The following is a 13,005-nucleotide window of genomic DNA, read 5'->3' as shown; positions in this document are numbered from 1 at the left end:
TAAAGCGCTTTAACTTTTGAGTTGCTGTCAGGAGATTTATTTTGAAGGGAGGTCTTGGAGGGAGACAGGAACAGAAAAGCCCATTATGAAAAAGCGAAGGAGACGCAAATGAATAACCTTTGGGGTAGAAAAACGAAGCGAATCATTTCATTGTTGATGGCGTTTACGGTGTTCATTGCATTACAGTTTAACGGATTCATTTCCGCAGAGGGTAGAGTGACTCCGGCCACGATCGCAGAATGGAAATACACGTCCAACCCAACAGATCTTAGTATATTCCCTGCTAGTGATGGCGTGTATAAAGAAACATCTACGTTGCAATCTCCTGGGTCATCTTATGATTGGAATAGTGATATTAACGCAATACGTTATCAAGGATGGCATCAAGAAACGGGGAAGGACAAATATTGGCTTACTGCCGTTCCAACGAAGAACTATAACCATATTACCTTATCTTCAGCGCAACAAGGTAAGGGGACTACAGGCCCCCGGGATTTCAGGGTACAAATCAGCGTAGATCAACAAAACTGGACGAACATCACAGGCGAAGGAACGGAGCTGCCGGATCTTGTATTACATGCAGATACAGCAACGCAATTAAATAACGTTTCGCTCCCAAATATTGCAGATGATCAAGACCTATTATATATTCGTTGGGTCGTCAACTCAGATGTGAGCACCTCGGGGTCGACGATCGGTGAGCATGGATCAAGCCAACTCATCAGCATCATGGTTCAAGGAGAATTAACGCGAACAGATCCTCCTACTGAAGTGACACCTCCAAACCCACCAACCGTTCCTGAAGGGTCGGAAGTTCCCGGGGCAAGCGTGCTGGAAAAGACGAAGCTAGCAGAATGGATTTATGCAAATTCAGGAACGAATGGAGCATTTCCGGCAACGGATGGGAAATTCAAGACCACATCCACATTTCGGAATATAGGTGGTTATTACGAGGATTACGACAGCAGCCAGAAAGCGATAAGTTATCAGGGCTGGAATAATGGGAATGGAACGAAATACTGGCAGGCGACTGTGTCTACGAAAGGCTATGACAATATCACGTTATCTTCACAGCAGAACTCTTCAGGTACCGGCCCCCGTGATTTCAAAGTCCAAATCAGCACGAACAACACCACATGGACGGATGTACCGAATACAACGTTGAAGATGGTCGTCTCCAGCTTCAATTGTGCAAGTAATACGTGTAAGTTGGTGGAGATTCCCCTACCATCGAATGCGAATGATCAGAATATACTGCATATCCGTTGGATCGTGAGTTCAAATACCAATACCAACGGATCGAGTGGGATTGGCAGCACGGGCTCTAGCAGAATCAAAGAGATACGCATATCGGGAAGCGCTATAACGGGTGGTCCTGTGGACACTCCAACCGAAGCGCTATCGAAGACGCCGACAGCTGGCGCAACCAATGTGGCCGTGGCAGTTCCAGTAACGGTGACCTTCAATAAACCTGTCGCGATCAGTCCGGGAACGAGCGTCACCATTGTGGACAATAACAATGTCGCATTAGGATCGGTTACTTCCGAAATATTGAATAACGATACATTAAAGATCAACCATCCTGCGTTTGTGAACGGGAAAACGTACACCGTCAAAGTGCCAAAGGCACTCATCAAGGGAAGAGATGACCAGGTTCTACTTGCAAATGATATTACATGGAGTTTTACGATTCAGGGCACGACGAGTCCTCCTTCTGTACCGAAGCTCATTAACATGACATTTCAAGGGGATTCCAAGACAACACGCGCATTCACATGGTATACCGATGTCATGACGAATTCAGTTGTGCAGGTCGTAGAAGCCAGCAAAGTGCAAGGAAACAATTTCCCCGAGAATGAAGCCTTGGTATTTACAGGCAGCGCAGAAGAAATCCAGACTTTTGTAACGAAGGCTGACCGGACGTCCAATAAGAAGAAGAAATTTATAACGCATAAAGCGATTGCTAACTACCTGGCACCAGGGACGGTGTACAAATACCGTGTGGGTAGTGGATCAGCAGATAGTTGGAGCGCGATCGGCAAGTTCCAGACCGATGCACTTGGCAATCAGCCATTTCGATTTATCGTTGGATCTGATTCACAGGCCTCGAGCAAATCAGACTTTGAGCCATGGGCAGATACATTCCGAAAAGCCATTGCAACGATTGGTGACCCTAAATTTCTGATCAATGCAGGGGATCTCGTCGATCATGGGGATTTGGAAGAGCAATGGCTGTGGATGTTAGGACTTCCGCAGAATGAACTGCTGAATGTGCCGATTGTTCCTGTTCTGGGAGGCCATGAGGTTCAGGATTATGACGGCGATGAAACCACACCGAACGCTAACTTCTATAACCATTTCAATTTGCCTAAGAAGGTTATAGCCAATACGGACGATGGTTCCGTCTATTCCTTCGAATATGGAGATGCTCTAATTCTTGTGTTCAACTCCCAATATTCGGGCAAGTTAGCGAGCAATGGCAGCGTGCAATCCGTGGATCAGCAATTTACGGATCAGCTCGAATGGATGAGATACGTCGTCGCGAAGAGTGATGCGAAATGGAAATTTGTTACGTTCCACAAAGGACCTTATTCAGCAGGTGACAACGCAGGCGAATGGGAAGATGACCGGGTTCAATTTTACAGAAAAGTTCTGATTCCCGTATTTGATGAAATGGGGATCGATATGGTGTTTGAAGCTCATGATCATATGTATATGAGGTCATTCCAGATGATTGGCGACAAAGCCATCCCTACGAATCAACTGACCTTCGATGCCCAAGGAAATGCGATTAATCCGAAAGGCACGGTATATCTCATGTCCAACGCCTTCGGCGATAAATTCTATGAGAAGTATCCGGGTTACAATGATTTCTTTGCAGCGGTTAACAAACAACCTTTCAAAAAAATGTTTACGGACGTATCGGTCTCAAGTGATGTACTTCAGTTTACGGCTTATACAGCATCGAAGAGCGATGAGAAGTCTGGTGATAATGGCGTGAAAGCTTATGATCACTACGGAATCAAGAGAACGGACACGAAACCTGCGAAGGTGGAGGCTGCGAGTGTCGTAGTCAGCAGCAATAAAGCCGTTATTTCATGGAAGCCCCCTATAGCTGGAGGCGAACCCGTAAGAGGTTATAGAATCTATGAGAAGAATGGCAAGGTAAAACCTTACTGGAGTGTTTATGTACCCGCGGTAGCCGGTAAAACGGATTACAGCTTCACGGTTAACAATATAAATGCTGCGAATAAGTATGATTTTATCGTGAGAGCCGTTGGAACTAGGATCAACTCAGAACCGGTAGAGGTCAGCACACCTTAGGGTACTCTATAATTGTAGGTTTCAAATAGGTGGAAATAAGAAAGCAGTTCACATGGGCTGCTTTTTTTATTTCTGAAAAGTCTCTGTTTTGAGAGGTCTACCTGAGCTCCGCTTACGTATCTGTAAGTCCATCTGGTTTTCTCCCCGAACTTTTATTTCTTTCGTATATAGAAAGTACCCCGAAGGGTAGACCTTTTTTAGGTGTCTACACTATGGGGTACATTTTACTGTGCGCATGTTTTTTTTGACTGCTATTTACAATACTCTGCGGATGAATAACAGATTCTCCGCCCAATGCCCGGAGGTTATATTGCTGATTTGGACGCCGGGATCTCCCCAGGTATGAATGATTTTTCCATTCCCCATATAAATACCAACATGTCCTGGAATGCTAGCATCGTTGAATCGACCAGGTACTCGGAAGAATACGAGGTCGCCCGTCGCCATATTGCTCTTCGTGACAGGTGTTCCCATGTTACCTTGATCCCTTGCGAGACGTGGTAAACTAACCCCGAAATTAATAAATACATGCTGGGTAAAGGAAGAGCAATCGAATTTTTTGGATTGGGCATACGGCTGAGCTCCAAAATCATAAGGTGTCCCAAGATAGTTGCGCGCATAATTAACAACCGCCTCAGGGTTCGTGCCTCCATTACTAAGCGGCCGGATTCCATGAACACTTTGCGTTTTTATATGGGAATTGATCGGTCCTTTGTCTTGTAAATTGCCGATGATCATTTTGCGTTGATTTTTATTCCAATACATTTTCGTCTGCAAGAGTTCGGACAAGGCATTCGTCGACATATATAATCGACCTTTTAGGCGAACTGGCGCTTGACTTAAGGTAACTGGCGAGCCGAGGGATGTGGCTTCCAAATTGTCGGTCTGTACCTCGTACATCGGATCAGTGTATCCGATCAGGGTCCGGTTTCTTGTCTCATGCAGTTGGAAACCTAAGGATTGAACCGCTTGCTTGACAGGGACCCATACGGTACCGTCTTTCTCCGTGAGGACTACCTGATCGTGAAAGCTGCCAGAGGCGTTGTAGGTTTTGGGATGATCCATTGGTTTGCTGCAAGAAGCGAAGACAAGACAAATACATGTCAACATCAATAAGGTTCGTAAGCGGTGAGTTCGAGATTTCTTGGACATTCACAGTCACTCCCGTATGTTTTTTTCTATTTTGTGATAAATAAGCATCTTCTATGTAACGTGCAATGATCGATGATGTTTTGGTGCATCAAATTGCATTTCTATAAAATGGGTTGACAAAATAATTAGTGTCGAATAATATATAACCAACGGTTAGTAACCAATGGTTAGTTATGAGGTTAAGGGGGTTTCCTGGTGAATCAGACACCATCGAAAATAAAAGGTACACGTACTGAAGAGACAAAAAAACGGATCCTGCGTGCTGCTGGGGAATTATTTGAAGAGAAGGGTTTTCAAGCAGTTACGATGAGAGAAATTGCCAAGCAGGCAGGATGTTCACATACGGCGATCTATATGCATTGCAAGGATAAGGAGGATCTGCTGCATCAATTGGTGATCCCACCCCTTACGGAGTTTAATACGGAAGCGCATGAACTACTCCACTCCGGGAACGAGTCACGCAGCGTGCTGCAGCAGATCAGTATGAAATGGATTGCGTTCTGCTTGAAGCATCGCAGCATCGCATCCGTATTGATTACAATCAAGTCTGTTCGAGTGGATGAAGCTGAACCTGAATTGCCGCTCAATCAGCTGCGTCTTGATATTTACCGCCAACTTGAAGAGGTGCTTATCACGAATTTACCAAGTAAGATTACAGCAGAGCAGCGCCTTACTTGTTCACGAATCTATTTCTACATGTTAATGGGAATTGTGCATACGTATATCGATAATGAAGAGGGCACGCCAGTGCTGATGGAACGTCTTACACCAATCATTGAGACAACAATGGATGTCATGATCGCGGGAATGATTCAACAATTTACAGTAAAGGGAGAGTAATAATATGAAGTGGACACAAGTATCGGAGCAAATTTGGAGAGGTAAAGGATGGCTCATTTTCCCGTTCATTCCTGTTCATGTGTGGTTAGTCCGTGATGAGGCGGAAGGTGGCTGGACACTAGTAGATGCGGGAATGAAGAACATGGCACAAGGGGTATTGGCGCATGTCAAACAATTGAATAAGGGACCGATTCGCACGATTGTATTGACGCACGGACATATTGATCATGTGGGTGTCATTGATGCAATTGTGGAGGAGACAGGCGCGAAGGTCTTTGCTTATGCAGAAGAGATTCCATATATGGAAGGTGAGCGGATGTATCCACGCCGTAAGAAGATGGAGTTCAATGTGAAACGCGGACTCGCTCAGCCGCTGCCCGTGAATGAGCAAGGCGAATTATTACCGGTCGGTGGGCTTACACCCTATTTCGCACCTGGGCATTCGCCAGGGCATGTCGTCTTCTATCATGAAGGCGATGAGATCCTGCTCGCCGGAGATCTATTCACTTCCAATCGCAGCGGGAGCAAATTGAAGCGTCCAATGCCAATGTTCACCGCCGATATGGATCAGGCCATGAAAAGCGCACGTATCGTAGAGAAACTGAAGCCAAGACAGCTTGAAGTATGTCATGGGAGTGCTGTACTGAATCCGGTCAGTCAGTTACAGGCGTATCTGAACGTGTAAAGAAAAGCTGAATATCAAGGAAATGTAATAAAAATGGAGTCGCAATGCGCGGCTCCATTTTACATAGGGTACGAATAAGTTCGATATTCATTTATCGTCAATGACGACGTATTCGCGTTCGCCGGTCTTGGGATTGTAGTAAACTTGATAGGTCAAGCCATCCTTCGGATCAACGAATATTTCATTCGTTTTGATATAGTCCCCGGAATAGAGCGGGCTTTTGTCTTGATTGGACTTGCTGCGATACCGCTTGTCATAATATGCCCAGCTCAGCCATAAGAGGATCAGGAAAAGAACAATTTGGAATCCCCAATAGCCGAAGAGCCATATCATGGCAAGCGTCTCACTTTGACCACCGTACCATAGGCCACGATTTCACTCATATTCTGCGCGACTTCACCGCTGTCAAATCGCATCATGACAATGGCATCTCCGCCCATGGCATGCGCGTTCTGTACCATCCGATCCATCGCTTGGCGACGTGCGTCTTCGATCATTTGCGTATATTGTTTGACTTCTCCACCGACAATCCCCTTTAGGGATGCCATAATATCTCCGCCAATCCCTCGTGCGCGAACGACAACGCCGAACGTAGGACCAAGGACTTCGACCACTTCGTGACCAGCAATATTTTCAGTTGTTACAACGATCATGTGATCATCTCCTTCTGTTATGTACTTTTCTCTAAGTCATTCATTAATATTACGCAAAACTTCTGAAAAAAGTTCATTTTAATTTTCTAAAAAAATTATTGAAATATTATCCATTGGTGATATGATAACGATATACATCAAAATTAAAGCCCTTTAACTTTCGGGAGTTCATCCAGCATGAATCGCTAGATTCGAAGTAATCCTTGTATCTAATAATAGATTCAAAGTATTTACTGTAAATCTTATGCTGTTTAACCCCTTAAGTTAAAGGATTTTTTATCTCCAAAAGTTAAAGCCCTTTAATTTTGATGTTACCAAAAATACAAAGGGGGAGGGTGGCGGGATGAAATTATCCGCATCCGGCAGGGAGAATTTTTATTTCTATCTCTTTATTATGCCGTGGCTTATCGGATTTATTATCTTTGCATTATACCCAATCGCAGCATCACTCTTTTACAGCTTCACGGATTATGACATCATTAGCTCGCCGAAGTTCGTTGGTCTTGCGAACTATCAAGAACTATTCCAAGACGATTTGTTCTACAAATCCATTTGGGTCACCTTCAAGTACACGATTATTAGCGTGCCGCTTACCCTGATTCTATCGTTAATCTTCGCCATGCTGATCAATCAGAAAATTCCAGCCAAAGGGTTCTTCCGAACAGCCATGTATTTCCCCAGTATGGTGTCCGGGGTATCAATGTCCTTGCTCTGGTTCTGGATCTTCAATCCCCAAATCGGATTTTTCAACTACATCTTGTCTTGGTTCGGTGTGAAGCCTCAGCTCTGGTTCTTGGATGAGCACCTCGCATTGTGGGCGTTAATTATTATGTCCTTCTGGGGAATGGGTGCAGGGATGCTGATCTTCCTCGCAGCACTGCAAGGTGTACCTGCAAGTTTGTTAGAAGCCGCGAAACTTGATGGCGCAAGCCGGTGGTCTACGTTCTGGAACGTCACATTCCCGATGATTTCTCCGATCTTCTTGTTCCAACTCATCATGGCGATTATCGAATCCTTCCAAGTGTTTACGCCAGCGTATGTTATGACCCAAGGCGGTCCGAATTACTCCACGCGATTTTACGTCTATCATTTATACGAATCTGCCTTTAAGAATTTCCGGTTAGGCTATGCGTCTGCCATGGCTTGGCTGCTCCTCATCGCCGTATTGATCATCACGTATATCATCATGAAGACATCCAATCGCTATGTGTACTACGAGGGGGGCAAAGAATCATGATGAACAGACAACTCATCAGCCGTGGGCTCGCATTCCTTATTCTAATTGTGTGTACGGCAGCGATGATCTCACCGATCTTTTTCATGATCTCGACGTCACTCAAGACCAAAAGTGAGATGCTGTTATTTCCGCCAACGTGGATTCCGCAATCATTTCAATGGGATAACTTCAAAGAATTGTTCACGAACGAAGAGATTAAATTCGGTGTGTTGTATCAGAACAGTATCATCATTGCTGTATTGACGGTTATTGGAACCGTTTTCTCATCGGCCGTTGTCGCCTATGGATTCTCGCGATATCGAGGCAAAGGCCGGAATCTCCTGTTCATGCTGATGATCTCGACGATGATGCTGCCTTATCCGGCGATTATGATCCCGCAGTTTTTATTGTTTTCGGACATGAATTGGATGGATACGTTCCTGCCGTTAATTGTCCCAGCTTTTTTCGGATCCGCGTATCAAATTTTCTTATTGCGGCAGTTCTTTAATACCTTACCGAATGAGCTGTATGATTCCGGTAAAATCGATGGTGCTTCGGAACTAAGGATGTTCAGCAGTATTGCCTTGCCTTTGTCGGGTCCCGCACTGGCAACGGTTGCGATCTTCTCCTTCGTATGGAGTTGGAATGATCTATTGGGCCCAGTCTTGTATTTGAATTCGCAAGAGAAATTCACGCTTCCGATCGGAATGGCGGCCATGATCTCGTCGAAATTCCGCATTGCACCATGGAACCTGCTTATGTGTGCGGCGATTATGGCGGTTATACCTGTTGTGGCGTTATTCGCTGTCGCGCAGAAACGATTTACCGAAGGGATTGTACTTACTGGTATTAAATAATCGTTCTTCGATTCGTTCATGTATACAAAATGTACAAATTGCTAAGGGGGATATAAGAATGAAAAATGGTCGTAAATTGTGGTTTGTTATGTTAGCAACATCGATGCTATTAACACTCTTCTTGTCTGCATGTGGGAAGGGGGGGACTTCGGAAGGAAGCAGCTCGGATCCCGTGACGATCACCTACTATACGATTGATTCGCCGGACCGCACGTTCGTGGAGAAGTTGATTCCAGATTTCGAGAGCAAACACCCGAACATTAAAGTCAAAGTCGATAAAGCACCATACGAGCAATTTGATTCCAAGCTGCAAGCGAATATTGCTGCCAAAAAATCGCCAGACATCACATCCCACTTCGGTTATGGCGGCTTTATGGAGTATTACAATAAGGGGCTGCTGACAGATCTTACAGATATTATGAAGGCAGATAACTTTAAGGCATCGGATTACGGTATTCAAGACGAATTGATGAACATCTATAAAGTAGATGGGAAGACCTATGGTATTCCCTCGAACAACTACGTAACGCTCATGTTGTACAACAAGGATATGTTCGACAAAGCGGGCGTATCGTATCCGCCATCGGATTATGAAGATAAGAGCTGGACATTCGACAAAATGATTGAGATGGCGAAGAAATTAACGGTGGTATCCGATGATATTACGAAGACGCAGTATGGTGTCGATTTTGGATGGGGCGAACTCGATATGCGTCCGGCTTACTTCGGCGCCAAAGTGTATTCGGATGACGCGTGGACGAATGGCGGCAAGCCAAGCGAGACGTATTTCGGCTCGCCTGAAGCGATCGCAGCCTACCAGAAGTGGATTGGGCTGATTTGGGATCAGAAGGTAGCACCTCCTCCTGCCTTCTCCAAAGCCGTAGCCGGACAATTCGGCGATCCGTTCCTCTCCGGTAAAATCGGAATGTCGGTTGTTGGCTCATGGAGTCTAGCAAGTCAGAAGGACTTTAACTTCAAAGTAGGTGTTGCCGCGGTACCGATCGGTGGGAATCCAGACGTGCGCAGCGTGCTCTATGTTGATCCATTGTTCGTCTTGAAAGATTCCAAGCACCCGAAAGAAGCATATGAGTTCATCAAATACATGCTCACGACAGAGGTACAGGAAAAGTCGATTGAGTTAAGCGGCGGAACGCCTCCAGTCAATGACAATGCCAAAGAGAAATATTATAATAGCTTCGAGGGTGTTGATCCTCAAGTGATCAAGCAAGTGTATGAAGGTGCTAACAAATATGGTGTCGAATCGTATAATCATCTAATCTCGAATTATTCGCAATTGAACGAGCTGCTCATTAATGAATTCCAGTCCGTTCAGAATGGGGATCAGAAGGTTGAGGCGGCACTGCCTGGCATCCAAGAAAAAATCACAAAATTGTTGGAGCGTCTGAATAAATAGGGTTTGCCCTATAGTGGGTGGAGAGAATCGTGATGAAGGTCAGTATTTTTGATGTGGCAAAAAAATCAGGTTTATCCGTCGTCACGGTATCCCGGGTTCTGAATAATTCACCTTCTGTTCGCGAGAAAAATCGGCAAAGGGTGCTCGATGCTGTCAAAGAGCTGGACTATGTTCCAAATGCGGCTGCAAGGTCGCTAGCTCGCGGGAAGACACGTATCGTCGGTCTCATTGCAACGACATTACATGACTCTTTTCTGGATGAAATTATGCATGAGATTACATCAGAATTAGAATCACATGGATATTTCCTGGTGCTGTCTGTATCCAAGGATAAAGAAGATAAGAATCCTTACTTGATTCAAGAAGAGCGTGTGGATGGCCTTATCATCCTCTCACCGATTCATGAGTTGGATTACGTGACGGAATTGAAGAAAAGAAAGCTTCCCTTCGTGCTGGTCGATAACCAGCTGAACATTCCGTCCGTTTCCAGTGTGATCGTTGACAATGATCAGGGTGGATATGATGCAACGAAATTTTTGATTGAATTAGGCCATACGCGTATCGCGCATATTCGCGGGCCGCATGTGTTCCGAAGCTCCATTGACCGCGAGAAAGGTTTTCTTCGCGCGTTATCAGAAGCTGGATTAGAGCCTTTTATCGTGGAGGAAGCAGAATTTTCGATCGCAGAGGGGTATGATATTGTTCGGAAATGGATTCAAGAGGATCGGCTGCCGACGGCCATTTTTGCTGGGGATGATAATCTTGCCTTTGGAGCGATTAATGCATTGTCCGAAGCGGGAATCCGGGTGCCGGATCAAGTATCAATCGTTGGATTCGATGATCAATATCTTGCGGAGGCGCTCAGGCCTCACTTAACGACGGTTAGACAGCCTGCGACGCAGATTGCGAGGACTGCTGTCGATCTAATCATGAAGCAAATTCAAGGTACGAGCAAACGGAACACGATCGTCAAGCTGCAGCCAGAGCTCATTGTTAGAGATTCAACGCGCAGTATCCGGTAGATATGTGACATGCTAGAGAACGAGTGTGGATGAAGCGAGGACCTTTATAGTAAGGGACTCGCCCTCATTCTCCCTCGTTTTTTTGTGTATAAAAATGGGTTTACAGTGCGTGCTGGCGATGATAATATTTGGAGGAAACAACCGTTATTGTAATGAAAAATGGAGGATAACTCCGAATGAGCGTTGAGTCTACGTTGTTCACCAAATCTATCAGCTGGGACGTGTATAAAATGAATCGACAGGATCTTATTCAACGTTTTGCAGGGAAATTGATTGTCTCGTGTCAGGCATTATCGGGGGAAGCCTTGCATGGGAGTGATGTGATGGCCAAGATGGCAGTAGCCGCGGCACGTGGTGGAGCAGCAGGTATTCGGGCGAATTCGCCTGTAGATATTGCTGCAATCCGGGAGCAAGTCGATTTACCGATTATCGGCCTCTGGAAATGCGATTATCCAGATTCAGAAGTCTATATAACCCCAAAATATAACGATGTCGAAGCGGTTGTAAAGGCAGGGGCGGACATCGTGGCGATGGATGCGACTTTACGGGAGAGACCGGATGGCGAGAAGTTGGAGGATATTGTCCGTAAGGTGAAGGCTAATTATTCGTGTCTATTGATGGCGGATATCTCGACCCTTGAAGAAGGCCTTGAGGCTTATCGTCTCGGCTTTGACATTATATCGACAACACTATCTGGCTATACCGATTACAGTCCAGCGATTGCAGGACCTGATATGGAACTCGTTCAGGAATTATCGAAGCAAGTGCCTATTCCTGTGTTTGCTGAAGGACGTATTAACACGCCTGAACAGGCAACGGCAATGCTCCAGATGGGTGCGTATGCTGTTGTCGTAGGTGGAGCGATTACGAGACCACAGAGCATAACCGAGCGATTCGTCGATACAATCCATGAAAGTCGAAGAGCCGCATCGGAATAAAGGAGAACGAATAGCATTGAACAAAGGAAATGAAGGATCGAATACGTTAGTACTGATCGATAGCATGTATAAGTCATTGTCTCGTACCGAGCAGAAGATTGCAGATTATATTAAAAGTGAACCAGAGACCGTCGTCTATGCCACGTTGACTGATTTGGCGGAAAAAGCAGGAGCGGGAGACACATCCGTCCTTCGGTTGTGTCGGAAGCTTGGTTTTCAAGGCTATCAGGAGTTCAAGTTGTCTCTTGCACAAGAACTGGTTCATCGCGTAACAAGTGAAGATGGTGATGTTCACGAGGATGATTCCCTTGCTACCATTGCTAGTAAGATCACGTCGGAGAATAAGTCGTTTTTGGAGAATACATTAGCGCTATTAGATACGCAAGAAATGCAGAAAGCGATCGATGCGATGCAGCGGGCGGGTAAAATCTATTTTATCGGCGTGGGGTCTTCCGCCTATACGGCTGAGGATGCGAAGTATCGATTCATGCGGCTTGGCTTCAATACGGAGTGTATAACCGATTCGCATGTGATGGCGATGGCCGCGACATTAATGCGTCCGGATGATGTGTTGTTTGCGGTGTCTACGTCAGGGAGCACGAAGGATGTGGTGGATACGGTTCGATCCGCGAAGGAGAATGGAGCGTTTTTCGTCTGTCTGACGAGCCATGCCAAATCTCCCATTACGCAATATGCGGATGCGGTGCTGCTCTCGTATACCAAGGAAAATCCGCTAGAAGGCGGAGCGTTCAAATCGAAGATTACGCAAATTCATGTGCTCGATATTCTAACGACGGCAACTTCAATGCAATGGAAGGAACAGACGAATCGTGCCATTGAACGGACTGCGAAGGCGGTTATGGATAAACTATATTAAATTGTGGCGCTGAAGGGGAAGAATGAG

The 13,005-nt window shown here is 45.6% G+C and carries 12 protein-coding genes; 9 read left to right on the top strand and 3 right to left on the bottom strand.

The window, feature by feature from the left end; translation table 11 throughout:
- The first annotated feature begins 108 nt into the window (after positions 1-108).
- Positions 109-3,324: a metallophosphoesterase gene (locus C558_RS30845; RefSeq protein WP_018756242.1), complete on the top strand. Its 3,216-nt coding sequence runs from the start codon at positions 109-111 to the stop codon at positions 3,322-3,324.
- A 255-nt stretch (positions 3,325-3,579) separates the two neighbouring features.
- Here the strand turns inward: C558_RS30845 and C558_RS0110600 are convergent, their stop codons facing one another.
- Positions 3,580-4,476 carry a C40 family peptidase gene (locus tag C558_RS0110600; protein WP_018756241.1) on the bottom strand — a complete coding sequence of 299 codons (897 nt, stop codon included), beginning with the start codon at positions 4,474-4,476 and terminating at the stop codon, positions 3,580-3,582.
- Between the two features lie 195 nt (positions 4,477-4,671).
- On the opposite strand from C558_RS0110600, the gene C558_RS0110595 reads away from it, so the two are divergent.
- A complete protein-coding gene (locus C558_RS0110595) occupies positions 4,672-5,316 on the top strand; it encodes a TetR/AcrR family transcriptional regulator (protein ID WP_018756240.1) in 645 nt (214 codons plus the stop codon).
- 4 nt (positions 5,317-5,320) lie between these two features.
- A complete protein-coding gene (locus C558_RS0110590; RefSeq protein WP_018756239.1) occupies positions 5,321-6,001 on the top strand; it encodes an MBL fold metallo-hydrolase in 681 nt (226 codons plus the stop codon).
- Between the two features lie 87 nt (positions 6,002-6,088).
- Here the strand turns inward: C558_RS0110590 and C558_RS0110585 are convergent, their stop codons facing one another.
- Together C558_RS0110585 and C558_RS0110580 are read right to left on the bottom strand one after the other, a co-directional pair.
- Entirely contained in the window at positions 6,089-6,334 is a 246-nt protein-coding gene (locus C558_RS0110585) for a hypothetical protein (RefSeq protein WP_018756238.1), read from the bottom strand.
- Positions 6,331-6,654: a YbjQ family protein gene (locus tag C558_RS0110580; RefSeq protein WP_018756237.1), complete on the bottom strand. Its 324-nt coding sequence runs from the start codon at positions 6,652-6,654 to the stop codon at positions 6,331-6,333. The genes C558_RS0110585 and C558_RS0110580 overlap by 4 nt, the downstream gene beginning before the upstream one ends.
- 343 nt (positions 6,655-6,997) lie before the next feature.
- On the opposite strand from C558_RS0110580, the gene C558_RS0110575 reads away from it, so the two are divergent.
- From C558_RS0110575 to C558_RS0110550, 6 genes are all read left to right on the top strand, one after another.
- The gene (locus tag C558_RS0110575) at positions 6,998-7,891 is read left to right on the top strand and encodes a carbohydrate ABC transporter permease (RefSeq protein WP_018756236.1); all 894 of its coding nucleotides are present in this window, start codon (positions 6,998-7,000) and stop codon (positions 7,889-7,891) included.
- Positions 7,888-8,727 (top strand): carbohydrate ABC transporter permease, encoded by an 840-nt coding sequence (locus C558_RS0110570; RefSeq protein ID WP_018756235.1) that lies wholly within the window; start codon positions 7,888-7,890, stop codon positions 8,725-8,727. Before C558_RS0110575 ends, C558_RS0110570 begins: the two co-directional genes overlap by 4 nt.
- Before the next feature lie 58 nt (positions 8,728-8,785).
- Positions 8,786-10,141: an ABC transporter substrate-binding protein gene (locus tag C558_RS0110565; RefSeq protein WP_018756234.1), complete on the top strand. Its 1,356-nt coding sequence runs from the start codon at positions 8,786-8,788 to the stop codon at positions 10,139-10,141.
- Positions 10,142-10,173: 32 nt separating this feature from the next.
- A complete protein-coding gene (locus C558_RS0110560; RefSeq protein WP_018756233.1) occupies positions 10,174-11,163 on the top strand; it encodes a LacI family DNA-binding transcriptional regulator in 990 nt (329 codons plus the stop codon).
- 230 nt (positions 11,164-11,393) lie between these two features.
- Entirely contained in the window at positions 11,394-12,101 is a 708-nt protein-coding gene (locus C558_RS0110555; RefSeq protein ID WP_026263837.1) for an N-acetylmannosamine-6-phosphate 2-epimerase, read from the top strand.
- A gap of 16 nt (positions 12,102-12,117) precedes the next feature.
- Positions 12,118-12,978, top strand: a complete 861-nt coding sequence (locus tag C558_RS0110550) for a MurR/RpiR family transcriptional regulator (RefSeq protein WP_018756231.1) — start codon at positions 12,118-12,120, stop codon at positions 12,976-12,978.
- Positions 12,979-13,005 lie beyond the last annotated feature (27 nt).

This window comes from Paenibacillus terrigena DSM 21567, assembly GCF_000374845.1.
GTDB lineage: Bacteria > Bacillota > Bacilli > Paenibacillales > Paenibacillaceae > Paenibacillus_K > Paenibacillus_K terrigena.
The sequence above is the reverse complement of the archived record's forward strand: the minus strand, read 5'-3'. Positions and strand labels throughout refer to the sequence as shown.